Annotated in this window: 23 protein-coding genes and 1 pseudogene; 7 read left to right on the top strand and 17 right to left on the bottom strand. The window is 73.7% G+C overall.

The features are described from left to right. The 8 genes from cysD to J116_RS04305 form a co-directional block, all read right to left on the bottom strand. Complete coding sequence (gene cysD / locus J116_RS04335; RefSeq protein ID WP_023590574.1) at window positions 1-939, bottom strand: sulfate adenylyltransferase subunit CysD; 939 nt, start codon at window positions 937-939, stop codon at window positions 1-3. Beyond that, complete coding sequence (cysC, locus tag J116_RS04330; protein WP_051203971.1) at window positions 936-1,502, bottom strand: adenylyl-sulfate kinase; 567 nt, start codon at window positions 1,500-1,502, stop codon at window positions 936-938. Before cysC ends, cysD begins: the two co-directional genes overlap by 4 nt. Further along, a complete protein-coding gene (locus J116_RS04325; RefSeq protein WP_023590576.1) occupies window positions 1,499-2,200 on the bottom strand; it encodes a phosphoadenylyl-sulfate reductase in 702 nt (233 codons plus the stop codon). Before J116_RS04325 ends, cysC begins: the two co-directional genes overlap by 4 nt. Next, a complete protein-coding gene (locus tag J116_RS04320; protein WP_023590577.1) occupies window positions 2,197-2,376 on the bottom strand; it encodes a hypothetical protein in 180 nt (59 codons plus the stop codon). Before J116_RS04320 ends, J116_RS04325 begins: the two co-directional genes overlap by 4 nt. Before the next feature lie 151 nt (window positions 2,377-2,527). Continuing rightward, on the bottom strand, window positions 2,528-4,225 hold the full coding sequence (locus J116_RS04315) for a nitrite/sulfite reductase (protein ID WP_023590578.1): 1,698 nt from the start codon (window positions 4,223-4,225) through the stop codon (window positions 2,528-2,530). A gap of 126 nt (window positions 4,226-4,351) precedes the next feature. Continuing rightward, window positions 4,352-4,435, bottom strand: a complete 84-nt coding sequence (locus J116_RS31350; protein ID WP_023590579.1) for a putative leader peptide — start codon at window positions 4,433-4,435, stop codon at window positions 4,352-4,354. A gap of 126 nt (window positions 4,436-4,561) precedes the next feature. Beyond that, window positions 4,562-5,134: a GNAT family N-acetyltransferase gene (locus J116_RS04310; RefSeq protein WP_023590580.1), complete on the bottom strand. Its 573-nt coding sequence runs from the start codon at window positions 5,132-5,134 to the stop codon at window positions 4,562-4,564. A 46-nt stretch (window positions 5,135-5,180) separates the two neighbouring features. Next, window positions 5,181-9,062 carry a wHTH domain-containing protein gene (locus J116_RS04305; RefSeq protein WP_023590581.1) on the bottom strand — a complete coding sequence of 1,294 codons (3,882 nt, stop codon included), beginning with the start codon at window positions 9,060-9,062 and terminating at the stop codon, window positions 5,181-5,183. A gap of 222 nt (window positions 9,063-9,284) precedes the next feature. On the opposite strand from J116_RS04305, the gene J116_RS04300 reads away from it, so the two are divergent. Continuing rightward, window positions 9,285-9,920: a hypothetical protein gene (locus J116_RS04300; protein WP_023590582.1), complete on the top strand. Its 636-nt coding sequence runs from the start codon at window positions 9,285-9,287 to the stop codon at window positions 9,918-9,920. 71 nt (window positions 9,921-9,991) lie between these two features. On the opposite strand, the gene J116_RS04295 is transcribed toward J116_RS04300, so the two are convergent. After that, a complete protein-coding gene (locus J116_RS04295; protein WP_023590583.1) occupies window positions 9,992-11,311 on the bottom strand; it encodes a helix-turn-helix domain-containing protein in 1,320 nt (439 codons plus the stop codon). Window positions 11,312-11,590: 279 nt separating this feature from the next. Continuing rightward, the gene (locus tag J116_RS04290) at window positions 11,591-13,255 is read right to left on the bottom strand and encodes an acyl-CoA dehydrogenase family protein (RefSeq protein WP_023590584.1); all 1,665 of its coding nucleotides are present in this window, start codon (window positions 13,253-13,255) and stop codon (window positions 11,591-11,593) included. Between the two features lie 146 nt (window positions 13,256-13,401). Between J116_RS04290 and J116_RS04285 the strand changes: the two genes are divergently transcribed. Together J116_RS04285 and J116_RS04280 are read left to right on the top strand one after the other, a co-directional pair. Continuing rightward, on the top strand, window positions 13,402-14,571 hold the full coding sequence (locus J116_RS04285) for a YihY/virulence factor BrkB family protein (RefSeq protein WP_023590585.1): 1,170 nt from the start codon (window positions 13,402-13,404) through the stop codon (window positions 14,569-14,571). After that, window positions 14,568-15,425 (top strand): helix-turn-helix domain-containing protein, encoded by an 858-nt coding sequence (locus tag J116_RS04280; RefSeq protein ID WP_079147857.1) that lies wholly within the window; start codon window positions 14,568-14,570, stop codon window positions 15,423-15,425. The genes J116_RS04285 and J116_RS04280 overlap by 4 nt, the downstream gene beginning before the upstream one ends. On the opposite strand, the gene J116_RS04275 is transcribed toward J116_RS04280, so the two are convergent. Then, window positions 15,353-15,757: a VOC family protein gene (locus J116_RS04275; protein WP_028964667.1), complete on the bottom strand. Its 405-nt coding sequence runs from the start codon at window positions 15,755-15,757 to the stop codon at window positions 15,353-15,355. The genes J116_RS04280 and J116_RS04275 overlap by 73 nt on opposite strands. A 148-nt stretch (window positions 15,758-15,905) precedes the next feature. On the opposite strand from J116_RS04275, the gene J116_RS04270 reads away from it, so the two are divergent. The 3 genes from J116_RS04270 (at window position 15,906) to J116_RS04260 (ending at window position 18,390) form a co-directional block, all read left to right on the top strand. Next, complete coding sequence (locus J116_RS04270) at window positions 15,906-16,493, top strand: DM13 domain-containing protein (RefSeq protein WP_028964668.1); 588 nt, start codon at window positions 15,906-15,908, stop codon at window positions 16,491-16,493. A gap of 170 nt (window positions 16,494-16,663) precedes the next feature. Next, entirely contained in the window at window positions 16,664-17,134 is a 471-nt protein-coding gene (locus tag J116_RS04265) for a cation:proton antiporter regulatory subunit (protein ID WP_023590589.1), read from the top strand. 2 nt (window positions 17,135-17,136) lie between these two features. After that, window positions 17,137-18,390 carry a cation:proton antiporter gene (locus J116_RS04260; protein WP_037948828.1) on the top strand — a complete coding sequence of 418 codons (1,254 nt, stop codon included), beginning with the start codon at window positions 17,137-17,139 and terminating at the stop codon, window positions 18,388-18,390. 30 nt (window positions 18,391-18,420) lie between these two features. Here the strand turns inward: J116_RS04260 and J116_RS04255 are convergent, their stop codons facing one another. From J116_RS04255 to J116_RS04240, 4 genes are read right to left on the bottom strand one after another with little or no spacing between them, the layout of a single operon-like run. Continuing rightward, a complete protein-coding gene (locus J116_RS04255; protein WP_023590591.1) occupies window positions 18,421-19,188 on the bottom strand; it encodes a class I SAM-dependent methyltransferase in 768 nt (255 codons plus the stop codon). 46 nt (window positions 19,189-19,234) lie between these two features. Beyond that, window positions 19,235-20,479, bottom strand: coding sequence for an aminotransferase class V-fold PLP-dependent enzyme (locus J116_RS04250; protein WP_023590592.1), 1,245 nt, complete (start codon window positions 20,477-20,479; stop codon window positions 19,235-19,237). A gap of 11 nt (window positions 20,480-20,490) precedes the next feature. After that, on the bottom strand, window positions 20,491-21,825 hold the full coding sequence (locus J116_RS04245; RefSeq protein ID WP_023590593.1) for a pyridoxal-phosphate dependent enzyme: 1,335 nt from the start codon (window positions 21,823-21,825) through the stop codon (window positions 20,491-20,493). Further along, complete coding sequence (locus J116_RS04240) at window positions 21,822-23,309, bottom strand: alanine racemase (RefSeq protein ID WP_023590594.1); 1,488 nt, start codon at window positions 23,307-23,309, stop codon at window positions 21,822-21,824. Before J116_RS04240 ends, J116_RS04245 begins: the two co-directional genes overlap by 4 nt. Window positions 23,310-24,050: 741 nt before the next feature. Here J116_RS04240 and rsgA point away from each other — a divergent pair. Continuing rightward, a complete protein-coding gene (gene rsgA / locus J116_RS04235; RefSeq protein ID WP_023590595.1) occupies window positions 24,051-25,157 on the top strand; it encodes a ribosome small subunit-dependent GTPase A in 1,107 nt (368 codons plus the stop codon). Between the two features lie 79 nt (window positions 25,158-25,236). Here rsgA and J116_RS04230 read toward each other — a convergent pair. Both J116_RS04230 and J116_RS04225 read right to left on the bottom strand, forming a co-directional pair. Continuing rightward, window positions 25,237-25,413 (bottom strand): annotated as a pseudogene (locus J116_RS04230) (ATP-binding cassette domain-containing protein); the annotation flags it as partial. Window positions 25,414-25,511: 98 nt separating this feature from the next. Next, window positions 25,512-25,994 carry a DUF456 domain-containing protein gene (locus J116_RS04225; protein WP_023590597.1) on the bottom strand — a complete coding sequence of 161 codons (483 nt, stop codon included), beginning with the start codon at window positions 25,992-25,994 and terminating at the stop codon, window positions 25,512-25,514. Between the last annotated feature and the right edge of the window lie 43 nt (window positions 25,995-26,037).

Below are 26,037 nucleotides of genomic sequence, written 5' to 3'. Positions count from 1 at the left end.
CTAGAAGTACCCTTCGCGCTTGCGGTCTTCCATCGCGGCCTCGGACAGCTTGTCGTCGGCGCGGGTGGCGCCCCGCTCGGTCAGCCGGGACGCGGCGATCTCGGCGATCACGGCGTCGAGCGTGGTGGCGTCGGAGTCGACGGCACCGGTGCAGGACATGTCACCGACCGTGCGGTAGCGGATGAGCCGCTTCTCGACGGTCTCGCCCTCCTTGGGCCCGCCCCACTCACCGGCCGTGAGCCACATGCCGTTGCGGGCGAACACCTCACGCTCGTGCGCGAAGTAGATCTCGGGCAGCTCGATACCCTCGCGGGCGATGTACTGCCACACGTCCAGCTCGGTCCAGTTCGACAGCGGGAACACCCGCACGTGCTCGCCCGGCGCGTGCCGCCCGTTGTACAGCTGCCACAGCTCGGGCCGCTGGCGGCGCGGGTCCCACTGGGAGAACTCGTCGCGCAGCGAGAACACCCGCTCCTTGGCGCGGGCCTTCTCCTCGTCGCGCCGCCCGCCGCCGAACACCGCGTCGAACCGGTGCTGCTGGATGGCCTCCGTCAGCGGCACGGTCTGGAGCGGGTTGCGGGTGCCGTCCGGGCGCTCCCTGAGGACGCCCCGGTCGATGTAGTCCTGGACGGACGCCACGTGCAGCCGCAGGTTGTGCCGGGCCACCGTCCGGTCGCGGTACTCGATGACCTCGGGGAAGTTGTGCCCCGTGTCCACGTGGAGCAGCGTGAACGGCACCGGCGCGGGCGCGAACGCCTTCAGTGCCAGATGCAGCATCACGATGGAGTCCTTGCCGCCGGAGAACAGGATCACCGGCCGCTCGAACTCGCCCGCCACCTCGCGGAAGATGTGGACGGCCTCGGACTCCAGCGCGTCGAGGTGCGACAGCGCGAACGGGCTGTCCTGCTGCTCCTCCACCGCCTTGATCGTCGTGGTCACGCCAGGCCCCTCTCGGTCAGCAGCGCGTGCAGCGCCTGCGCGGACTCGGCCACCGTCTGCTGGTGGGACTCGATCCGCAGGTCCGGGCTCTCCGGCTCCTCGTACGGGTCGTCGACCCCGGTCAGGCCGCTGATCTCACCCGCCGCCTGCTTGGCGTACAGCCCCTTCACATCGCGTACGGAGCACACCTCGACCGGCGTGGCCACATGCACCTCCAGGTACGCGGTGCCCTCCTGCTGGTGCCGCTTGCGGACGGCCTCGCGGCTGTCGGCGTACGGGGCGATGACCGGCACGAGGACCTTCACGCCGTTCGACGCGAGCAGCTCGGCGACGAAGCCGATGCGCTGCACGTTCGTGTGCCGGTCCTCGCGGCTGAAGCCGAGGCCCGCCGACAGGAACTCGCGGATCTCGTCGCCGTCGAGCACCTCCACGCGGTGGCCCTCGGCGCGCAGCCGGGCCGCGAGCTCGTACGCGATGGTGGTCTTGCCGGCGCTCGGCAGACCGGTGAGCCAGATGGTGGCCCCAGTCACGTGCTTCTCCAAAGAAGAGTGGTCGTTCGTCATGCGTGCAGCCCGCACTCCGTCTTGGCGCGGCCCGCCCAGCGGCCGGCGCGCGCGTCCTCGCCCTCCAGCACGCGGCGCGTGCAGGGGGCGCAGCCGACGGAGGCGTAACCGTCCATCAGCAGCGGGTTGGTGAGGACGCCGTGCTCGGCGACGTACGCGTCCACGTCGTCCTGCGTCCACCGGGCGATCGGCGACACCTTCACCTTCCGGCGCCGCGCGTCCCAGCCGACGACGGGGGTGTTCGCCCGGGTCGGGGACTCGTCGCGGCGCAGCCCGGTCGCCCACGCCGCGTACTTCGTCAGGCCCTCCTCGAGCGGCTTGACCTTGCGCAGCGCGCAGCACAGGTCCGGGTTCCGGTCGTGCAGCCTCGGCCCGTACTCGGCGTCCTGCTCGGCGACGGTCTGGCGCGGCGTCAGCGTGATGACGTTGACGTCCATCACGGCGGCGACCGCGTCGCGCGTGCCGATCGTCTCGGGGAAGTGGTAGCCGGTGTCGAGGAACACCACGTCCACGCCGGGGAAGACGCGCGACGCGAGGTGCGCGACGACGGCGTCCTCCATGGAGGACGTGACGCAGAAGCGGTCGCCGAACGTGTCGGCGGCCCACTTCAGGATGTCGAGCGCCGGGGCGTCCTCCAGCTCCCGGCCGGCGCGCTCGGCGAGCGCCTTGAGCTCGTCGTCGGTCTCCGTGACGGTCATGTCGGGTCCCCTCCGCTGTCATGGCGCTGGAGGCCCCGGGCCAGCAGGCCCAGGAACTTCAGCTGGAAGGCTCGATTGCAGGCCCCGCACTCCCAGGCCCCGTGCCCCTGCTCGGCCGGGCGCAGGTCCTCGTCACCGCAGTACGGGCAGTAGAACGGGGCGGCACGCTCACTCACGACAGAGCCTCCCCTTCTTCGAGGGCTCGGTTCGCCTCCGGGGCGCTCAAGCCTCCATCGACGGTCGGTCGTGCTCGGCCGCTCGTTCCTCGCGTCCTGCGCGCGGCCTCCCTTTCGACGGAGGCGCGCCCCTTCGGCTCACTCGCCACAGTCACGACAGAGCCTCCTCGTCGGCGCGCGCGGCCCAGGTGGCGAAGCGCTCGCCGTCCTCGCGCTCCGCCTGGTAGCGGGCGAGGACGCGCTCGATGTAGTCGGGCAGCTCGGCGGAGGTCACCTTCAGACCGCGCACCTTGCGGCCGAAGCCCGCCTCCAGGCCGAGCGCGCCGCCCAGGTGGACCTGGTAGCCCTCGACCTGGCGGCCCTCGTCGTCCAGGACCAGCTGCCCCTTGAGACCGATGTCCGCCACCTGGATACGGGCGCAGGCGTTGGGGCAGCCGTTGAGGTTGATGGTGATCGGCTCGTCGAAGTCGGGCAGGCGGCGCTCCAGCTCGTCGATCAGGGAGGAGCCGCGCGCCTTCGTTTCGACGATGGCCAGCTTGCAGAACTCGATGCCGGTGCACGCCATGGTGCCGCGCCGGAACGGCGACGGGTTCACCCGCAGGTCCAGCGACTCCAGTGCCGCGACCAGCGAGGGGACCTGCGCCTCCTCGACGTCGAGGACGATCATCTTCTGCTCGACGGTGGTGCGGACCCGGCCGGAGCCGTGCGCCTCCGCCACCTCGGCGATCTTGGTGAGGGTGGCGCCGTCCACGCGGCCGACGCGCGGGGCGAAGCCCACGTAGAAGCGGCCGTCCTTCTGGCGGTGGACGCCCACGTGGTCGCGCCACTGCTGAACGGGCTGCGCGGGGGCGGGGCCGTCGACCAGCTCGCGCTTCAGGTACTCGTCCTCCAGGACCTGGCGGAACTTCTCGGCGCCCCAGTCGGCGACGAGGAACTTCAGCCGGGCGCGGTTGCGCAGCCGCCGGTAGCCGTAGTCGCGGAAGATGGAGATGACGCCGGTGAACACGTCCGGGACCTCGTCCAGCGGGACCCAGGCGCCGAGCCGGACACCGATCTTCGGGTTGGTGGACAGGCCGCCGCCCACCCACAGGTCGAAGCCGGGCCCGTGCTCCGGGTGCTCCACGCCCACGAACGCCACGTCGTTGATCTCGTGCGCCACGTCGAGCAGCGGCGAGCCCGAGATCGCGGACTTGAACTTGCGCGGCAGGTTGGAGAAGTCCTTGTTGCCGATGATCCGGCGGTGGATCTCCTCGACGGCGGGCGTGCCGTCCACGATCTCGTCCTCGGCGATCCCGGCCACGGGGGAGCCGATGATGACGCGCGGGGTGTCCCCGCACGCCTCCGTCGTGGACAGGCCGACCTCTTCCAGGCGGCGCCAGATCTCGGGCACGTCCTCGATGCGGATCCAGTGGTACTGGATGTTCTGCCGGTCCGTGATGTCGGCGGTGCCCCGGGCGAACTCCTGGGAGATCTCACCGATGACCCGCAGCTGGCGGGTCGTCAGACGGCCGCCGTCGATGCGGACCCGCAGCATGAAGAACTCGTCGTCCAGCTCCTCCGGCTCCAGGACGGCCGTCTTGCCGCCGTCGATCCCGGGGCGGCGCTGGGTGTAGAGACCCCACCAGCGCATGCGCCCGCGCAGGTCGTTGGGGTCGATGGAGTCGAATCCGGCCTTCGAGTAGATCGTCTCAATACGTGTCCGCACATTGAGACCGTCATCGTCCTTCTTGAACTGCTCATTGCCGTTGAGGGGCGTGAAGTGGCCCCTGGCCCACTGGCCCTCGCCACGGTGGCGCCCCGGCTTGCGGCGGGGCGTGGCGGGTGCGGGCTTTTCCGGGGTGGCGGCCATGGCTATACGTCCTTCGGGACTGCAGGAGGGCGGCTCTGACCTGCGCAATGTCGCGCAGGAGTGAGCTCCTGCGCGACATTGCGCGGTGGGTTCAGAAAGGGGGATCGCGGCGGGTGCTGGGTTCGCTCAGCTCGCCGGACACATGGCGCTGGACATGCGGCCGAGGTCGACGTGCCGCCGACTCACCAAGGCAATTCCAGCTCGAGACATGACGGAAGCGTGTCACGGGAGTTTGGACTCAGTCCACCTTCGTCCATATCGCGGACGAAAGTGTCCCACATGGTGGACAAGTGTGGCGCCGGTCACTTTCGCCGGGCCGTCCTTCGCGCGGGTGGCTCAGGCGAACGCGCCCGGCCAGGGCCCCGGCGTCCCGACGGCCGGCTTGGCCGCGACACGCGTGTCGTACAGGCGGAAGCCGCGCCGCTGGTAGTTGGCGAGGGCGTGCTCACCGTCGAGGGAGCAGGTGTTCAGCCGGACCCGCTTGGTGCGCGCACGGCCCGGCCACCGGTCGGCCAGGTCCCAGGCGCGGGCGGTGCCGTACGACAGCAGGTGCCCGCCGATGCGCCGCCCCCGGAACGCCGGGATCAGCCCGAAGTACATGATCTCCACGACGCCCTCGTCCTGCGGGTCCAGCTCGATGAAACCGGCCGGTGTCCCCTTCTCGTACGCCACCCACGTCTCGACGCCCGGCCGCTCCAGGATCTCCCGCCACTGCGCGTACGACAGTCCCAGCCGGTCCACCCACGACACGTCGCCGCCCACGGCGCAGTACAGGAACCGGCTGAACTCGGGTGACGGCACCTCGGCCCGGACGATCCGCACGTCGTCCCCCTCGGGCGCGGCGGCGGGCCGCAGGTCGTCGGGGGAGGTCTGCTCCAGGTACCAGGTGGTGACGTCGATGCTGCTCATGCGGGCCAGGGAACCACGGGGTGTCGGATTCTGGCCAGTGTGATCATCACTGCCGGCCGGGGGCGGGCGCCTGGGCGCGGGGGATGAGGGGGAGGGCGGCGCGGACGGCCTCGGCCGGGTCCACGACGTCGACGCCGAGGGCGACCAGCCAGCGGTGGACGCGGTCGACGGGCTCGCCGAGGGCGCGGGCCTGTTCGAGCAGCCCCTGCAGGCGGTAGGGCTGGCTGGCGGGCGGCAGGCTTCTCGCGACGAGCAGGGACGCACGCTCGTACGACAGCCCCTCGGGCAGATCGGCGCACGAGCTGGCGATGCCGTGCTCCGCCAGCCGGGCCGCGATCCGCGCCGGTGGGACCAGCAGCCGGCCGGCGGCCGCCACGATCCGGGCGAACGGGACGGGTGTGTTCGACGGCAGGCCCCGCCAGTCCAGCGGACCCGTCGGCGCGAGCAGCATGCCGTCCAGGCCCGACAACGGCGCGGGGTTCAGCTCGGGGGCCGACAGGCCGTACGCCCTCATGCGGGAGGCGACCGCCGCCGGGTCGAGTCCCTCGCGCGCGGCGACCGCCAGAAGGTGCGTATATGGGACCGGCTCCCCCGGTCGCAGGGGAGGGGGACGCAGGGGCCCTGAATCGTCCGGCGGCGTCAGGATGTCCAGATCGTGGGACACCGTCTCGTCCGGGAGGGTCCGTGGCGGATGGAAGCCCAGCTGTTCGAACCATGCGGCGGCTTCCCGCGGCGTGACCCCCAGTTCCTGGGCGGCCAGCAGTACGTGGGAGGGCGGGACCGGCTTCCCGGGGTCCAGCCACGGGGCCATGCCGCCCATCCACTCGCTCAGGGCCTGCGCGAGCCCGTTCAAGGGCGGGTCCGGAAGCACGGACGGGTCAGCGGAGATCCCGCAGGCCCGCAGCCGAGGGCACAGATCGGACAAAGGCCGGTCGAGTTCGAAAGAGAGGGCGACCAGCAGCCCGGGCGGGACCTGCGCGCCGGGCTCGAACCACGCGTGCGGTGCGGCACGCAGGTAGGGGCCCAGGACGTCGTCCGCCGCACCTGCACGCGCCGTGGTCAGGATCACGTCCGGCACGTCGATCCCGGCCCCGCGCCACCGGGACGCCAGCGCGTCCGGCGACTGTCCCTCCTCAAGGGCGGTCCGGATGAGAAGGCTCGGGGTGACGCGTCTGCGGTGGCGGCCCCTGAGCGGCATCCTGCCGGGTTGCCTCCTCACGGGACGGTGGTCGGGCCACTCGTCGCAGGGCCCGCCGTACAGGCCGAGGGCGGCGGCGCGCAGGGCGACCGCGCGCGGGGACCGGCCCAGTTCGGCGGCGATACCCTCAAGCTGCTTGGTTTTGAGGGCATCGCCGAATCCGTCGATCTGCAGGATGCTGCCGTCGGACGGCAGGGCGGGCGCCACCTCCCCGGCGGCGGCCAGGTCCGGGCAGACCCGCAGCAGCTCTCCCCAGGCCGGCTCGGACCGGTGCGCGATCAGCCGCCAGAGGAGGAGATGATCGGGCACCTGCTTGGCGTCGCTGGTCTTTTGCCACGCGGAGGCAGCCCGGAGGTCAGGGAAGAGGAGCTGGACGTCGTCGGGGAGAAAACCCGTCCGGGCGGTCCCGGCGGGGGGACCGCCGGGGATCTCCCGGCCCACCGCGATGCAGCGCTCCACGACGAGGTCCGCCAGCGCCTCGCTCGCCTTGGTCACCTTGGACAGCCAGCTGAAGTGGAGGAGCCGCCCCTTCAGGAGGTGGTCGACCGCTCCCGCCAGCAAGTCCCTGACGGTGTCGCGCACATCGTCCAGGATCAAGGCCCGGTCCGCCGACAACCGCTCCGGGGCGAACGGTCCGGACAGGTTCACCACCGCGCCGACGAGCGCCGTCCCCTGCTGCGAGAACACGCCCCCGCGCGTGTCCGGTTGCACCACCAGTCCGTCGACGAGCAGCCCTCCACCGTCCGCGCACCAGAACACCTGGGCGCCTGGCGGGGCATCCGGCCACGCCTCCGAGGCACCTCGTGCGATGTGGGCGAATCGGCGCGGCCCGCGCCCCTCCCGCAGCACCCCCGGCTCCCACCTCACCACCTCCGTCCCGTACCGCGCCACCGTCGGGAACTCCGCGACCCCCAGCAGCCTCCCCAGCACCTCCGGGCAGGACCACTGAGCATCGACATCCCGCAGGTACAGCCGGACCGTCGTCCCCGGCTGATCACCCCGCTCCCTGGTGCTCACGATCCGGAACAGATGCCCAGGCCCGAAGATCGACGCCTCAAGCACCGGGCCCGGCATGCCGTCGCGGCCCATGCGGCAGGTGGTGACGCACAGTTCGTCGGCGAGCATGAAGTAGCTGAGCACGCCGATGCCGAAACGGCTGTTCGGGTACAGCTCGACCGGCGGGTCCAGGCGGGCCCACTCCGCGTGCTCCTCGCGGAACTCCGGCTGCTCCGCGAACCGAGCGCCCGCGTGAGCGAAGACGCCGCGCAGTTCCGCCTCGCCCATGCCGATGCCGTTGTCGCGGCAGTCCACGTACGCACGGCCGTCCTCGTCCACGCCCTGCTCGAAGACGATGGAGCCCTCGTACGTGTACGTCGCCGCCGGGTGCGTGCGGTCCAGGTACTCCGTGCGGGCCCTGCGGTACCGGCAGGCGTCCAGGGCGTTCTGGTACAGCTCCCGGACGGCCAGGTCCCGGTCCTTGTACAGCTGAACGCCCATCAGCAGGTCCCGCACCCGCCGCTCGTCCAGCCGGAACCGCGCCCACCCGGTGAACGCGCCCTCCACCGGGACCACCCCGTCGGCGGACAGCCGTACCGGCAGGCGCGGCATCGGCTGCGCCACCCGCTCCCGTGCCGTACGGGTCACCGCGTCCAGCACCTCGTCCATGCGGCCCACCGCCTCCCGCAGGCCCTCCACCACCGCCTCGTGGGAGCACGCGGCCCGCAGCACCGGCAGCTCCGGCGTGCCGCCCCACTCGCACTCCTCCAGCGTCGTGCGCAGCGCGTCCAGGTCCACGGCGTGCGGGATGCCCACGTGCTCGGCCACCACGTCCGGCAGGCTCGTCGTGCCGGGGCTCAGCGCGTACGCGAGGGCGCAGAGCAGGACCAGCCGCCGGTCCCGCACCCGCTGCACGCCCACCGTCTCGTCGGCGGCGAGGGCGTCGAGGAACTCCGGGTTGCACACGTCCGGGCCCCGCCGCAGCCCGTGGAGCAGGCGGCTCACCCGGCGCGCCGTCAGCACCCGGCCGAGCGCCGCCCCGCCCGCCTCCCCGACCGCGTCCAGCAGCTCCCGTACCGTCTCCGGCGCCGCGTACGCCTCGTGCCGGATCAGCCAGCGGTGGTACAGCCACCACCCGAGGGGCGCCGCCGCGTCGGGCCGCAGCGACGCCCGCTGGACCAGCACGCCGTTCCCTTCCGCGTACGCCTCGAACGCCGGACGCTCCGGCGACGCGACGTCATCGGCCGGGCCGAGCGGGGCCGGGCCCAGCCGCCACGGCTCGACGTGCAGCCGGCCGGCGGCCAGCCGCAGGTCGTGCACCCGCGCCAGCAGCGGGACCAGCGTGAACAGCGCGGCCTCCGCCGGGTACAGGTCGAGCCCGGCGCCCTCGCCCGGTTCGCCCAGCAGCCACTCCAGCCGCTCCGCGAACCGATCCGGCGCGTGCGGGTCGCGCCACGGGTCGTCCCCGAGCCGTGCCTCCGCCTCGTCCCGCAGCCCCGCCAGCGCGGCGGCCACGGCTCCGGCCGCGTCCCGGTACCTCGCCGCGTCCCGGGTCTCCGGTACGCGCCGCCACACCGCCGAGTCGTGTACGCGGGCGACCCACGGGTCCTCGTCGGCGTGCGGGGCCGGGGGCGCCGGCGGCGAGTGATGGATGTTCACCTGGCCGATCCGGTCCGCCTGGACGACCGCGCCCGTCACGTCGCCCGCCACGTTCCGCGTGACCCGTTCCCGCATCGCGCCCGCCCTCCCCGCCCCAGCGCCGACAAGGCGTCCAGCTTAAGGAGCCGCCCCGCGCGGCAGGGCCGCGTGCGCATGCGCGAACCCCCGCGAACCGGACCCGGGCCGCACCCGCCCCCACCCCGGTGAGCCGCGTCTGACAGGATCTCGCGCCGTACGGAACCGGCCGTGCGGTGTACGCCGTCCTGGTCGGTGCAACGGGGAAAGCGAGGAACACCTATGTCCGCGTGGACACGTGGAGCCGCCGCGGCGGGCGCCCTGGCGCTCGTCCTGACGCTGGCCGGATGCCAGGACGGCTCGTCCAGGAGCGACCGTAAGGGCGGCGGCAGTTCGTCGTCCGAATCCGACTCGGGCTCCGGCTCCGGTGGCGAGTCCGGCTCGGGTGAGGAGAAGACGACGTACCGGCTGGGCGAGGAGAGCCCGGCGATCGAGAGCGACATGAAGGCGTCCGAGGGCGCCACGTACACGCTCACCCCGACCCGGGTCACGACCGGCACCAAGGCCGACATGGACGCCTCCGGTCTGAAGAAGGACGACAAGGACGGGCCGAAGATCCCGGTCTACGTCTGGACGAAGGTCACGCACAAGAGCGGTACGCCGATGGAGGTCGGCGACATGGACGACGACCTGGTCGTCCGGACCGACAAGGGCACCCGCACCCGCGCGCTCATCGTCATCCTGGGCGAGGCGAAGTGGCCGGACTGCCCGGCGCCGGAGACCGACAAGAAGCTCTCGCCCGGCCAGTCGCAGGAGATCTGCAAGGCCTTCCTCGTCCCCGAGGGCGAGAAGGCCGCCGCGGTCGAGGTCACGCGCGGCTTCTACAAGAAGCCCCTGGAGTGGCCCGCCGCCGGCTGACCCACCCGGTCGAACCCCGGGGCGCCTCCAGAGCCGGGGCGCCCCGCCCGCCGGGCCACCGGTCCGACGGCTCAGCCCGCGCCACCCGCCCCGCGCCTGGCCTCCAGGACCGCCGGGGCCGTCGAGTGGGGGAGCAGGTCCGCCGCGTCCCGCGGGGTGAGCAGCTCCACCTCCACCTCGTCGCGGAAGCGGTACGGGCGGTGGGCCAGCACGCCGCCCAGGGTGCGCCGTATCCGCGACATCTCCGCCCGCACGGTCACCGTCCTCGTACGGTCGCCGAACACGTCCGCGGCCAGCTCCGCCGCCGTACGGCCGTCCCGGCGCACGGCCAGCACGTACAGCAGCTCCGCGTGGCGCGGGCTCAGTTCCCGCTCCCAGCGGCCGACCGCGCCCGACACGCGCACCGTCCACTCCCGCGGCCTGCTCACGTCCAGCACCAGCCGGGCCGCCGCGCCCCCGGCCACGACGTCCGTGCCGGAGGCGTCCAGGGGCCGTACGAGCCAGCCGCCCGGCAGCGGCTCCACGGCGCACTCGCCCAGCGTCGGCAGCCACACCCGGCCCGCCCGCACCGACGCGGGCAGCGGCACCCGGTCCACCGGCGCGAGCCCCGTCACCGCGGCCGTCCAGCCGTGCCCGTCCACCGCCAGCGCCCGGCCGCCCACCCGGCACAGCAGTGGCGCGGCGACCGCCCGCAGCCGGGCGAGCGCCGCGAGGTGCCGGTTGCGCAGCTCCGCTTCGGCGAGCCGCGCCACCGAACCGACCAGCAGCAGCGTCGCCGGGTGCATCGTCGTCACCGGGCCGCTCACGTCCACCACGCCCATCAGCCGCCCGTCGCGCGGGTCCGTGATGGGGGCGCCCGCGCACGTCCACGTGTGGTGCGTGGAGACGAAGTGCTCCGCCGAGTGGACCTGCACCGGGCGGCGCGTCACCAGCGCCGTCCCCACGCCGTTGGTGCCGACCGTCGACTCCCGCCAGTCGGCGCCCGGCTGGAAGCCGTGCCCGTCCGCCATCCGCAGCACCGACGAGTGGCCCTCGCGCCACAGCACCCGCCCGTCCGCGTCCGCGACGACCATGATGTGCCGTACCGCGTCAAATTCCGCGCCCGGCACGGAGATCAGGCCCTCGCGGAGCACCGGCAACAGGTCGGCGAGGGGCGAGGCGGCGCGCCGCGCCTCCAGGTCGGCGGACGACAGCAGCCCCGAACGGCGGTCGCGCTCCGGATCGACGCCCTCGCGGAGCATCCGCTGCCACGACGCCCCTATGTCGGCGCGCGGCGCGAGCGGCGCCCTGCCGCCCCGCAGTGCGGCGTCCCGGATGCCCTTGAGCAGCAGCGTCGCCTCACGCGGGTCCATCGCGGCGAGCCGGGTCATGTCGATCGTGGCGTTCCGCACCGGGCCAGCCCTCCCCGTTCCCCAACCGCCCCCATCATCCCCCGCCCCTGCGTCCGTCCGGCGCCGGGCCGCACAGAACGCGCCACCGCTGCAACCCCCTGCAACCCTCGCGCGGCGCCCCTGCCCGTACGAGAGTGGACGTGTACCGGTCCGCCGGTACGCGACGGGATGGTGCCGTGTCGGCGCAGCACCATCCCGCCCGCGTCGCCCCGGGCGCGGGACGCCACCCGGCCTCCCGCGCCCGTCGGCGTGCCGCCGTACCGTCACGCCTCGTACCGCCTACGGCCTGGCCCGGTCCACGATCGCGCGCAGGTCCAGGGTGTGCGGCAGCGTCCCGAACGCCGACCCCCAGTCGCCGCCAAGCCGGGACGCGCAGAAGGCGTCCGCGACCTCCGGCGGCGCCCACCGCACCAGCAGCGACCCCTGGAGCACCAGCGCCATCCGCTCCACCAGGCGCCGGGCCCGCGCCTCGGCGCCGTCCAGGTCGGCCAGCTCCGTCAGCAGGCCCTTGATGGCCGCGTCCAGCCGGTGGTCCGCGCCGCGCGCCTGCCCGACCTCCCGCAGGAACGCGTCGAGCGCGCCCGGCTCCCGCTGCAACGCCCTCAGCACGTCCAGCGCCTGGACGTTTCCGGAGCCCTCCCAGATCGAGTTGAGCGGCGACTCGCGCAGCAGCCGGGGCATGCCCGACTCCTCCACGTACCCGTTGCCGCCCAGGCACTCCAGGGCCTCCGCCACTGTCGGCGTGCACCGCTTCGTCACCCAGTACTTCGCGGCCGGCACCGCCAGGCGCAGCAGCGCCCGCTCTGACTCCGCGCTGCCGCCGCCCGCCGCCGGGCGGCCCGACTCGACCGCGTCGTACGCCGCCGCGAGCCGCATCCCGAGGACCGTCGCCGCCTCCGACTCCAGCGCCAGATCGGCCAGGACGTTGCGCATCAGCGGCTTGTCGATCAGCGGGCCGCCGAACGCGCTCCGGTACGCCGTGTGGTGCACGGCCTGCGCGACGGCCTGCCGCATCAGGGCGGCCGAGCCGAGCACGCAGTCCAGGCGGGTCGCGGCGACCATCTCGATGATGGTGCGCACCCCCCGCCCCTCCTCGCCGACCCGCCGCGCCCACGTCCCGTCGAACTCGACCTCGGCGGACGCGTTGGACCGGTTGCCGAGCTTGTCCTTCAGCCGCTGGATGCGGAACACGTTGCGGGTGCCGTCGTCCAGGACCCTCGGCACCAGGAAGCAGGTGAGCCCGCCGGGCGCCTGCGCCAGCACCAGGAACCCGTCCGACATGGGCGCCGAGCAGAACCACTTGTGACCCGTCAGCAGGTATTCGCCCGCGCCGTCCAGTGGCTTCGCTGCCGTCGTGTTGGCGCGGACGTCGCTGCCGCCCTGCTTCTCCGTCATGCCCATCCCGAAGAGGGCGCCGGCCTTCTGCCCGGGCGGCATCAGCTGCTCGCCCTCGTACACCTTCGACGTCAGCCGGGGCTCCCACTCGGCGGCGAGCTCCGGATCGGTGCGCAGGGCCGGTACGGCCGCGTGGGTCATCGAGACGGGGCAGCCGTGCCCGGCCTCCGTCTGCGACCACACGAGGAACCCGGCGGCGCGCCGCACATGCCCGCCGGGTCGGCCCCAGGCGGCGGTCAGCCCGGAGGTGACGGCGTGGCCGAGGAGCCGGTGCCAGGCGGGGTGGAACTCGACCTCGTCGACGCGGTTGCCGTACCGGTCGTGGGTGCGCAGCCGGGGCGGGAACTCGTTGGCCAGGGCGCCCCAGGACTGCGCCTGCGCCGACCCGGCGGTGGTGCCCAGGGACGACAGCTCCTTGACGGCCTCCTCGCGCAGGTCGGGTGGAAGGTGTCGTTCCACCGCCTCCGTCAGGGCCCGGTCCGCGCTGAACACGTCGTACCCGACCAGGGGCGGAGGCTGGTTGGTCACGGTGTGGGTGGTGGCTGCCATGCGGATACGGTAAGGAGGTGCAGGCAGCAAAGGAAACACCCGAGTCGGCCAGCGGCCCCGCCGGAACCCCTGGCTCCGCAGGACAGGGCGCGACCCCCGAGGCGTCCCCGGGCCGGCTCCACCGCGCGAGGGTCCTCTACCGCAACGTGTCGAAGCGGAAGCTGGCGTGGCTCCTCCTGAAGGACACGGTCAACTCCTGCATCGAGTACCGCATCCTCGGCCTGGCCGCCGAGGCGGCGTTCTTCACGCTGCTGTCCCTGCCGCCGCTGATGCTCGGCCTGATCGGCCTGCTCGGCTACATCGACGACTGGACGAACACGACGACCGTCGCGTCCATCGAGAAGAACATCCTCGCCGCCGTCGGCACGGTCCTCTCCGACCGGGGCGTCAACGAGATCGCCCGGCCGCTGCTGGAGGACGTCACACGGGGCGGCAGGCCCGACGTCATCTCCATCGGTTTCGCCATCGCCCTGTGGTCGGGGTCGCGCGCGGTGAACGTCTTCATCGACACGATCACCGTCATGTACGGCCTCGACGGTCACCGGGGCATCGTCGCGACGCGGCTGCTCGCCTTCCTGCTGTACGTGGTCGCCCTGGTGATCGGCGCGGTGGTGCTGCCGCTGGCCGTGGTCGGCCCGGACCGGGTGGTCGAGGTGGTGCCGTTCGGCACGGAAGTCGTGACCGTCCTGTACTGGCCGGTCGTCATCCTGCTGTCGGTGGCGTTCCTGACGACCCTGTACCACGTGTCCGTACCGGTCAGGTCGCCGTGGATCGAGGACGTGCCGGGCGCGCTGGTGGCGCTCGCCATGTGGTTCCTGGGCAGCTTCGCCCTGCGGATCTATCTGACGCAGACGGTCGAGGGCCCCACCATCTACGGCTCCCTCGCGGCGCCCATCGCGGTACTGCTGTGGATCGGCATCTCCGCGTTCGCTGTGCTCGTGGGCGCAGCCGTCAACGCCGCCATCGACCGGGTGTGGCCGTCCGTCGCCACGGCCGCCGCCCGCGCGGAGACCGAGCGGGTACGCGCCGCCGAGGCCGCCGCCCTGGTGGCCCGCACCCAGGGCGGCGGCGACCCCGACATGCCGTCGGAGTTCCCGGAACGCTGGTCGCGGTTCCTGCCGCCGGACGACGTACGGGCCCGCCTCCAGTGGGAGAAGCCCGAGAAGGACCGGCAGCCGAAGGAGCGCCCGGCCACGAACGCGCCCACCCCGGACAAGCCCCTCAAGTCCCCACCCCCGGAGGATCGGCCGGCCGGGGACGAGGGGCCCGCCGGGGAGGGGCGCACCCGGCGGCACGGCCACGGGGGGCCGCGCTGACCTCCCGCTACCGGGAGCGGCCGTCCCGGCTGGACGGCGCGGTCGTCTGGAGGCTGACCCCCGCCGGGCCCCGCCCGGGCGGCGGTCACCGGCCCGTACTGCCCGACGGGTGCATGGACCTGCTGTGGTCCGAGGGCCGCCTCCTCGTCGCGGGCCCCGACACGCGCGCGTACGTCTCCGAGAACCCGGACGCGGCCTGGGCGGGCGTCCGGTTCGCACCCGGCGACGCGCCCGCGCTGCTCGGCGTACCGGCGTACGAGCTGCGCGACCGGCGGGTGGAGCCGGCCGAGTTGTGGCCCGCCGCCTGCGCCCGCCGCCTGGCCGCCCGCGTCGCCGCCGCCACGGACCGCGCGGGCGCCGCCACGGACGGCGCGGCCACGGCGCTGGAGGAGGCGGTCCTGTGCCTGGCGGCCGAGGCGCCGCGCCCCGACCCGCTGCTCCGCGCCGTCGCCGCGCGGCTCGACGCCGGGTGGAGCGTCGCCGCCACGGCCGAGGCGGTGGGCCTCGGCGCGCGTCAGCTGCACCGGCGCTCCCTGGACGCCTTCGGGTACGGGCCGAAGACCCTCGCCCGTATCCTCCGCCTCCAGCGGGCCCTGGCCCTGGTCCGCGCCGGGACCCCGTACGCGGAGGCCGCCGCCGTCGCGGGCTACACCGACCAGGCCCACCTGGCCCGCGACACACGCGCCCTGACGGACCGCACCCTGACGGCGTACGCGGCGGAGCACCTGGCGGAGCGTCCGCCGGGCACCCCGCAGGACCGGCGGGCGGACCGGCGGGCGGACTACCCGGCGGGCCGCGCGGCGTCGGCGAACAGGTCCACACCCCGTCCGTCCGGGTCGAGGACCACCGCGTAACGCTGGCCCCACGGGGCGTCCCACGGCGGCAGATGGCCCCGGTACCCGGCCGCCACCAGCTCCTCGTACAGCGCGTCCACCCCGGCAGGGCCGTCGCAGCGGAACGCGAGCGCCGTCCCGCCGGTGCCGGGCGCCTCGGCCGGGCCGGGGTCGAACGCGCGTACCGCCTCCTCCGTGTCCCACATCAGTCGCAGCCCACCCGGCAGCACGGCCTCCGCGTGCGGGGCCGAGTCGGCCTCCGGCGGGACGTCCAGGCCGAGACGGCGGTAGAAGGCGAGGGAGGCGGCCATGTCGGAGACGACCAGGCCGATGGCGTCGAAACGAGGTGTCACGGTCATGCCCCGCACCGTACGAGCCGCCGCCCGCACCGGTCTTGTACGAATCGGACGTGAGGATTTCGTGATCCGTTCGGCGAACTCGCGCGGCCACCCGCGCGTTCAATGGGGGCGTACCGGAAGACTCTTCGAGGAGATGGTGGCGATGGCGGGCATGAGACGGATGGCGACGAAGCCGGTGGTGATCGGCGCGCTGGTGGCCGCCGTTGCGGCGGTCGGTTTCGGGCTGTACTGGTTCCAGCCGTGGAAGCTGTGGACCGACGACACCGTACGGGACGCCCTCCCCGAGGTGACGGCGTCGGCGCCCGCCGCCCCGCCCGCGCCCTCCGGAGCGCCCGGCACCCCGGCCGCGCCGCCGTCGCCGTCCGCCGACGCGGGCCCCAGGACCGTCGCGACCGGCGAGATGATCAGCCACGAGCACCCCACCAGCGGCAAGGTGCGCGTGCTGACGCTGCCGGACGGCTCGCAGGTCCTGCGGATCGAGGGCCTCGACACGGACAACGGCCCCGACCTGCACGTCTGGCTGACCGACGCCCCGGTCATCGACGGCAGGGACGGCTGGAAGGTCTTCGACGACGGCGCCTACGTCAGCCTCGGCAAGCTCAAGGGCAACAAGGGCGACCAGAACTACGCGCTGCCCGCCGGGACCGACCTCTCCAAGTACACGAGCGTCAGCGTCTGGTGCGACCGGTTCAACGTGTCCTTCGGCGCGGCCGAACTCAAGAAGGTCTGAGGGGGCGGCTCAAGAAGGCCCGAGGACGACCCGAAGACGCGAAGCCCTGATTTCTCGCATCTGAACATATAGGGCCATAAGGGACATCTGTTGATAGGGTGAGGCTCCTCGCTCCACCGGCCATCACCGGTCACCACCCGCCATCCCCGTCCCGTCCCGGAGGTGCGGTCATGGGTACGCGTCGCACCCCCCTGCCCGGCGTCGGCACGCAGTACGACTTCACCACGGAGGACGGGCGGCGCCTCTCCGTCGTCGTCCACCACGACGGCCGCCGCTTCCTCGGCTTCTACCGCCCCGACGACCCCGACGCGTGCGAGGCGACGGTCCGCCTCACCCCCGAGGACGCCGCCGCTCTCGCCCAGCTCATCGACCCGGCCCCCGTCGGCGGCATCCGCACCGACGGCCTCGACCTGGTCACCGAGCACATCCCGCTCACCAGCCGCTCCCCGTACGGGGGGCGGCTGCTCGGCGACACGAGGGCCCGCACCCGCACCGGCGCGTCCATCGTCGCCGTCCTGCGGCGCACCAGCGCCCATCCCGCCCCGGGACCCGACTTCCGCCTCGCCATCGGCGACACCCTCGTCGTGGTCGGCACCCGCGAAGGCGTGGACGCGCTCGCCGCCCTCATCAGCGGGGAGTGACCGTGCACGACACGACCGGGCTCCTCATCGAACTCGGGGCGGTCATCCTCGTCCTGGGGCTCGTCGGACGGTTCGCGGAACGTGTCGGGCTCTCCCCGATCCCCCTCTACCTCCTCGCCGGACTGGCCGTCGGAGAGGGCGGGGTCGTCCCGCTCCACGCCAGCGGCGACTTCGTCGCGGTCGGCGCCGAGATCGGCGTGATCCTGCTCCTGCTCCTCCTCGGCCTCGAGTACAGCGCCGGTGAACTCGTCAGCAGCCTGCGCACCCAGTACCCGGCCGGCGTCGTCGACTTCGTCCTCAACGCCCTGCCCGGCGCGGCCGCCGCGCTCCTCCTCGGCTGGGGGCCGGTCGCCGCCGTCGCCCTCGCCGGGGTCACCTGGGTGTCGTCGTCCGGCGTCGTCGCCAAGGTCCTCACCGACCTCGGACGGCTCGGCAACCGCGAGACCCCCGTCGTCCTCGGCCTCCTCGTCATGGAGGACCTGTCGATGGCCGTGTACCTGCCCGTCCTGACCTTCCTCCTCGCCGGGGTCGGCCTCGCGGGCGGCAGCGTCACCCTGCTGATCTCCCTCGGCACGGTCACGGTCGTCCTCTACCTGGCGCTGCGCCACGGCCGCCACATCAGCCGCGCCGTCTCCTCCGACAACCCCGAGATGCTGCTCCTCGTCGTCCTCGGCATGACCCTCCTCGTCGCAGGGGTCGCCCAGCGGCTCCAGGTGTCCGCCGCCGTCGGCGCGTTCCTCGTCGGCATCGCCCTGTCCGGGGAGGTCGCCGAGGGCGCCCGCCGCATCCTCACCCCGCTGCGCGACCTGTTCGCGGCGGTGTTCTTCCTCTTCTTCGGCCTGTCCACCGTGCCCGCGTCCATCCCGCCCGTGCTGCTGCCCGCGCTGCTCCTCGCCGCCGTCACCGCCCTCACCAAGATCGCCACCGGCTGGTACGCCGCCGGGCGCGCCCGGGTCGGGCGGCGCGGCAGGCTCAGGGCGGGCGGCGCACTGGTCGCGCGCGGCGAGTTCTCCGTGGTCATCGCCGGGCTCGCGGCCGGGGCCGAGCCCCGGATCGGTCCGCTGACCACCGCGTACGTACTGATCCTCGTCATGCTGGGCCCGTTCACCGCCCGCTGGACGCAGCCGGCCGTGGACGGGGTGCGCGACCTGGTGGTCCGCACGGGCCGCCGCCGCGCGGGCACCCCGCCCGGCACGGACCCGCGCGCGGAGAGCACGGAGACCGCCGAGGGCACCGGAGCACGCGCCACGGGCTGAACGGCGGCCCTCGAGCCGGACCGGGACGGGTCAGTCGCCCCGTACCGCCACCAGCACACAGCTCGGGCCGTACTGCCAGACCGGGCCCGTCGCGGCGAAGCCCGCCTTGCGCAGGAGCTGCACATGGCGCTGGAGGGTCAGCCCGTTGTCGCCGCCCGCGCCCGGGCCGCGGCGGGCGCGCTCGGCCAGCGGCTCCGCCAGTTCGGGCGCCGACGCCGCCGCCTCCCACCAGCCCCGCCAGTCCTCGTGGGCGTCCGACCCGTGCCGTTCGGCGTGGCGGCGGCCCACCACCTCGGCCAGCGCGGCCACCGCCGGGTCCTCCTGGAACAGGTGGTCGCCGTTGACGACGACCCCGCCCGGCCGCAGCGACTCCCGCACCTGCTCGTACACCGACAGCAGCGCCGGTTCCGGCAGGTAGTGCAGTGCCGTCGCCGAGACGACCGCGTCCAGCGGCCGACGCAGGCCGAGCCGGGCCAGCCAGCCGGGCGCCCCGATCGTCACGTCCGCGAACCGCACGTGCGCGCCGTGGTACGCCCGGCCCAGCGCCAGGAGCAGCGGGTCGGTGTCCACGCCGACCACCTCGGCGTGCGGCAGCCGCTCGGCCAGCCGGGCGGCCAGCGAGCCTGGACCGCAGCCGAGGTCGGCGAGGAGGGGCCGGGACACCCCCGCCACCGCCGTCTCCACGACATCGGCGATCACCGTGAAGCGGGCCTCCCGGTCACACGCGTACCGCTGCTGCTGGAGGTCCCACCGGCGGACCCACTCGCCCGCCCGCTCGGCCGTCAGCCGACGCGACATCAACCCTCGAGACATCGTCCCCTCGTGCTCCCTTGCTCATGTGGTGCTAGCGCCGCCCGCCGGGCCGGTCCTCGGCCAGGCCGGACAGCACGCCGAGGAGCCGGTCGATCTCCTCGGGGGTGTTGTAGACGTGCAGGCTGACCCGCACGGAGGCGTCGCTCTCGCCCGCCCGCGCCTGGCAGAGCCCGTCGGCGCGGACCAGCAGCCCGTGCGCGGCGAGTATGAACCCCAGGTCGTTGGCGCCTATCGAGCGGTGCCGGAACGTCACCAGGCCCTGGCGGCGCTGCACAGCCGAGTCGGCCGCCAGACTGAGCGGGCAGCCCAGCACCTCGTACGCGTCCAGTCGGCTCAGCCCGTCCGTCAGGCGCACGCCGAGACCGACCGTCCACTCCTCGATCCGCGCGGGGCCCGCCGCGTCCAGCCAGTCCAGCGCGGCCCGCAGGCTGACGATCCCGGCCGTGTTGGGCGTGCCCTGCCAGCCGCCCGGCCGGAACGGGCGGCCCCGCAGCCCGCGCGCCCACACGGCGCCCGTGCCCGGCAGCGCCATCGCCTTGTGCCCGGAGAACACGACGAAGTCGACGTCCAGCGCGCCCAGGTCCACCGGCAGATGGCCCACGCTCTGCGCCGCGTCCAGGCACAGCGCCACGTCGGGACCGACGGCCTCCCGCACGCGGTGCACGTTCATGTCGGCGCCGTACACATGGTGGACGTGCGTCACCGCCACGAACCGCAGCCGCTCCCCGGCCGACGCGGCCAGCCCGGCGAGCGCCTCCGTGTCGTAGTCGCGCGAGTCCTGCTGGTACGGCAGCGGGTGCACGGTGATCCGCACGCCCCGCTCGGCGAGCAGGTCCCGCGCCTCCAGCCACGGCAGGTGGTTGGCCTCGTGGTCGGCGAACGGCACGACGATCTCGTCGCCGTCCGCCAGCTCGCCCACCAGCCAGTCGCGGGCGACGGTCCGCAGCCCCTCCGTCGTGCCGCTGGTGAACCAGACGGTCGAACGGTCCGGGTCCGGGTCGCCGAGGAACGCCTTGACGCGCTCCCTCGCCTCCTCGATCAGCGCCGTCGTCCGGTTGGCCCAGGTGTACGTGCCGCGCCCGGCGTTGGCGTTGCAGCCGGTCAGGTACGCGTGCACGGCGTCCAGGACGGCCTTCGGCTTCTGCGCGGTGGCCGCGCTGTCCAGATAGGCGAGCTGGGGGTGCCCGGTGACGATCGGGAACTGCTCGCGCAGCGGCCGCTGCCACTCGCGCAGCCCGGCGGCCGGGGTGGTGCCCGTCACGGAGGTGGTACGCATCGGCGGCCCCCTCAGTCCCGCACCATCGGCGCGCCCGCGTCCCGCCAGGCGATCACCCCGCCCGCGAGGCTGCGGACGTTGCGGTGGCCCATGCGGGTGAGCAGCGCCGCGTACGTCACCGACTGCTCGCCGACCGGGCAGACCAGCAGCACCGGCTGCGACGTGCCGAACGGCAGCCCGCCGTGCAGCAGCTCCTCGAACAGCTCGTCCACGATGTTGACGGAGCCCTCGATGTGGAGCGCGGCGAACGCGAACGACCCGCGCAGGTCCACCACGACGGGCCGCTCCGTCGCGATCCACGCCCGCGCCTCCTCGACGCCGATGACGTGCACCGCCGCCAGCTCCTCCGGGGTGAGCGTCGCGGGCGAGTTGGGGCGCGGCGGGCGGCGCAGCAGCTCGGGGCGGCGCTGGCGCACGTAGCTCATATAGCTCTCGACGCGGTCGCAGACGATGAACACGGCCGTCGCGCGCCGCCCGTCCCCGGCCTCGGCCAGCTCGGCGTCCCGCTCCCGCAGATGGCGTACGGCCCCGAAGTACGCGGCGCCGCCGGTCGGCCCGCCGAGGATGCCGCAGCGGCGGACCAGCGTGAGCATGCCGTCGATGGCCTCGTCGGCGGAGACGGCCTCCAGCGCGTCGTACGTCTCCGGGTCGAACAGGCCGACCTCGTGGACCTCGTCGATGTTGCGGATGCCCGGCACGAAGTCGCCCTTCTGCGCGACCAGTCCGAGGACCCGGGTCGCCGGGTCGTGGGCGCGCAGCGCGCGGGCGGCGCCGGTGGACGACCCGGCCGTGCCGACGCACGCCACGAACCAGTCGGGCGCCGTGCCGCCGAGGTCCTTGACGATCTCGGGGCCCGTGCCGGACGCGTGCGCCTCGGCGTTGGCCGGGTTGTAGTACTGGTCGGTGTGGAGGTAGCGGCCGTCGTCCTCGGTGAGCATCCGGTGGATGCGGGTGAGCGGGTCCTCCGTCGCGGTCGGGTCGAGGCACTCGGCCTGCCCGGGCAGCTCCTCGATCTCGGCGCCCAGGAGCAGCAGCAGGTCCTTGATCTCGGGGACCTTCATCCGGTTGGTGACGCTGCGGAACGGCAGGCCGTGCATGCCCGCGATGACGGCGAGGGCCTTGGCGGTGTTGCCGCTGGACAGCTCCACGACGGTACGGCCCTGCCGCCGCGCCTCCTCAAGGTGCGGCCGGGCCATCCGCCAGGCGGCCCTGTCCTTCACGGAGCCGAACGGGTTGAGCATCTCCAGCTTGGCGTACAGGTCGATGTGGCGCAGCCCGTGGACCCCGGGGTCGATCCGGACGAGGGGCGTGTCGCCGATGGCGTCGGTGATGTGCTCGTACCTCATTCGTCGTCCCCCGCGGTGAGGTGTGGCCAGTACTGTTCGTCGAGGCACCACTGCCAGGGCCCGGTGCCGCCGCTGTCCTGGTACACGGCGACCTTGCGGGCGATGGGCTGGTGCAGGGCGTGGTCGGCGGTGAAGTCCATGAAGTACCCGGCGGTGTTGGCGAAGGCCAGCAGGTCGCCGGGGCGCGGCTCGCGCTCCAGGAACACCAGGCGGCGGCTGATCAGGTCGGACTCCAGGCAGAGGTTGCCGAGGAGGTACACGCCGACGGGCTGCTGTCCTCCGGGTGCGGACGTCTCCCGCGCGGGTGGGACCAGGACGGGGTCGAGGAGCAGCCCGTGGTCCTCCAGGCCGATGTCACGGGCGTTCGCCGCGAGCCGCACCAGCCGCTCGCCGTCCCGGGTGACCCGCACCTCCACCACCCGGGCGAGGGTGAGGCCGCACTGGTCGGTGAGCGCGCGGCCGGGCTCGGTGTGGAGGTCGTACAGGTTCTCCAGGAGCAGCGTGGCCAGCGGGCGGCCCAGCGACGGGGCGGTCTGCGTGAGCAGCTCGTCCAGGTAGCGGGGTCCGGCGACGGGGCGGTGCGAAGGGTAGACGCCGAGGGCGCCGCGCAGGGTGCCGTTCTCGCCGCGCAGCCCGTAGCCGTGGCCCTCCCAGGTGATGGGGGGCCGCTTGCCCAGCAGGGCGCGGGTCAGCTCGGTCGTGTACCGCTCCCACTGGGCGCCGTCGGCGAGGTAGTCCACGCCGTAGCCGCCGCCGATGTCCACGGCCCGGGGGCGCAGCCCGCGCCGGCGGGCCTCGTCCAGGACGCGCAGGCAGCCTTCGAGGGCGACGGCCTTCTCGGCCAGGCCCATCGTGTCGAGGTGGTACGAGACGCCGGTGAACTCCATGCTCTCCCGGTGCTTCTCGACCAGGTCGAGCAGCGCGTCGGCGTCGTCGGCCGGGGTGCCGAAGCGGCTGCGGCGGGTGAGGACGCGGGTGCCGGGCGCGGTGAACTCGGCCAGCCGCGGCAGGACGGGCACGCGCGGCAGCCGGAACCGTTCCACCAGCGCTGCCAGAGCGGTCAGTTCGGCGGGTGAGTCCACGGCGACGGTGACCCCGGTACGGGCGGCGAGCCACAGGAAGTCGGGGTCCTTGGGGCCGGTCGCGACGATCCGGTCCGGGGTGAGGCCGCCGCCCAGGGCGTGCTGGAGCTCGCCGAGCGACGCCACGTCGATCCCGACGGCGGTGGCCGGGCCGGTGGCGGCGAGGCGGCGCACCAGGGCGCTCGAACGGTTCGCCTTGTGGGCGTAGAGGATCCGTCCGCCGAGCCGGTGGCGGCCGTACACATCACGGAAGCCGCGGACGTTGTCGGCGATCTGGTCCGGCAGTACGAGGTTGAGGGGCGAGCCCAGGGCGGTCACCAGCGGGTGGAGGAAGGCGGGGGAGTCCAGCAGCGCCGCAAGCCGCGGCTCCAGGCGTGGTGCGAGATACAGCGGTTCGCTCATGCGGGTCTGGTCCTGGTCCTCTCGAAGGGTCTGGAGGCAGGGAACTGAGCAGGACTGCGTGCTGGCCCCGAGTCTGACCGCGGGACGGGCGGAGGACGAGCATGCCATCTAACGACAATGGTTGTCATAAGCGTTCTCTGTGTCCAGCACGGACCCCGCGCAAACGGAACGCATGACTCCGCAGGCTGGCTGTGGTGCGCCGATGAGCACCCCCCGGCGCGACACCCCGGCGCGCGGCCTCCGCACGGGCGCCCACATCATGCGACCGGCGTATGCACACCTCGACACCCCACCGCCGAACGTCGCCCCCGGATACGACGAAAGGGGGCAGCTCCGTATACGTCGATCGCCGTACGGGTGCTGCGGCGCTGCGGGCGGGGGCAGCCGATCCGCGCGAGCGCGGGGAGCGGACCTGGACCCGGCGCTGGCGGCCGTGGTCCGGAGGGCCGTCCCCACACGCGCGGGGATGCCTTGGGGCACCTCGGCATCGGGCGTAGAAAATACGGTGGTGCTCGGTCGTCGGCGGCTCTAGGCTGTGCCGCGTTGGCGAAGCGCTCGGTGAGCGCTGTTCGTTCGAGTCGAGGGTTGGGAGGTGTGACCGATGGCTGTCTCCGTGATGGGCCTCGCCCGCATCCAGTCGTTCGTTCCGTTCACCTCCGTGGTCTCCGGCTGACCCGACTCGTCCACCGCCGTGCCCGAAGAGGCGCGTGCCGCCGGGGCCACCCTTGCGAAGGGCACCCCTTGTCTTCCTCGTTCACCACCGCTTCCTCCTCCTCGCTGTCCTCCTACGGCTGGGACACCCACTGGGAGGCGGAGTTCACCCCGTACGCCGAGCGCGGCCTGCTGCCCGGGCGGGTCGTCCGCGTCGATCGCGGGCAGTGCGACATCGCCACCGCCGAGGGCGTCATCCGGGCCGACACGACGTTCGTGACGCCCCACGACCCGCTGCGGGTCATCTGCACCGGCGACTGGGCCGCCGTGGACCCGGTCGGCGGCACGCCCCGGTACGTCCGGGCGTACCTGCCGCGCCGCACCGCCTTCGTACGGTCCACGTCGTCGAAGCGGTCCGACGGGCAGATCCTCGCCGCCAACGTGGACCACGCCATCGTCGCCGTCTCCCTCGCCACCGAGCTCGACCTCGGCCGCATCGAGCGGTTCCTGGCCCTGGGCTGGGAGTCGGGCGCGCAGCCGCTCGTCGTGCTCACCAAGGCCGACCTCGTCCCGGACCCGGTGGGGCTCTCCTACCTCGTGCGGGACGTGGAGACCACCGCGCCGGGCGTGCCCGTACTGCCCGTGAGCTCCGCCACCGGGGAGGGCGTGGACGTGCTCCGCGCGGTCATCGCGGGCGGTACGAGCGTCCTGCTCGGCGTCTCCGGAACCGGCAAGTCCACCCTCGCCAACACCCTGCTCGGCGAGGACACCATGGCCGTCCAGGCCGTCCGGGACACCGACGGCAAGGGCCGCCACACGACCACCACCCGCAACCTGTTCGCGCTGCCCGGCGGCGGCGTCCTCATCGACACGCCGGGGCTGCGCGGGGTGGGCCTGTGGGACGCGGGCACGGGCGTCGGGCAGGTGTTCTCGGAGATCGAGGAGCTGGCCGCGTCGTGCCGGTTCCACGACTGCGCCCACGCCGCCGAACCCGGCTGCGCCGTCCTCGCCGCCGTCGAGGACGGCACCCTGCCGGAACGGCGCCTGGACAGCTACCGCAAGCTCCTGCGGGAGAACCAGTACATCGTCGCCAAGACCGACGCCCGGATGCGGGCCGAGATCCGGCGCGACTGGAAGCGCAAGGGCGCGGAGGGGCGCGCCGCGATGCAGGCCAAGCGGGAGGGATTCATTCGCTGAGCCTCCGTTCCCCGTTCCCTGCCTGCCGCCGCCGGGCTCCAACCCGGCGGCGGTGGCGGGGGCGGAGTCAGGGGGCCGGAAGCGTCGTCTTGCCCGAGCCGGACCGGCCCTTGAGCGCCACCAGCTCCCCGCGCGCCACCTCGAACGACACCCCGCGCAGGGCGTGCACGGCGGCGGCCCCGGAGCCGTACGAGCGCCGCAGGTCCTCCACCCGCACCACCGGGTGCCCGTCGCGCGCGCCGCTGTTCCCCGTCATGAGACCGCCCCCGTACGTCGTCGAATGCGGCCCAGTATGCGCAGCCCCGCACCCCCGGGCAACGGACTTCCCGCCGGGCGCCCCGGCCCGCTCCGCCCTCACGTGCCGAGCACGACCGCCACCCACCCGGCCACCACCAGCAGGCACGCGTACAGCTCCACCAGCACACTCGTGCCGATGGCCCGCATCACCGACCGCGTCGCCGCGGCCGCGGCCGCGTGCTCGCCCAGCCGCCGCCGCTCCACCAGGTAGATCCCGCCCATGTACCCGAGGGCCCCGCCCACCACCGGCACCAGGACGAAGCCCAGCACGGCGCCCACGCCCGCGTACGCGACCATCCGCCGGGTCACCACCACCCCGCTCAGCCGCCGCACCGGCAGGCGCCCGATCTCCGCCCGCGTGGCCAGCAGCAGCGCCGTGGACCCCGCCAGCAGCCACCACGCCGCGGCCGACGTGTCCTGGAGCGCCCACCACAGGACGCCCGCCCACACCAGCCACGACCCGGGAAGGCGGGGCACCAGCACCCCGAAGAGGCCGAGCAGCAGCACCAGGGCGACCTGCAGCTGCTCCCACACACCCATTCGTCCAGCGTGCAGGAATCCCGGCGGCGGTGCCGTTCGTGCA

The organism is Streptomyces thermolilacinus SPC6 (assembly GCF_000478605.2).
Taxonomy (GTDB): Bacteria; Actinomycetota; Actinomycetes; order Streptomycetales; family Streptomycetaceae; genus Streptomyces; species Streptomyces thermolilacinus.
Note: the sequence above shows the minus strand (reverse complement) of the source record. Positions and strands in the feature narration are given on the sequence as shown.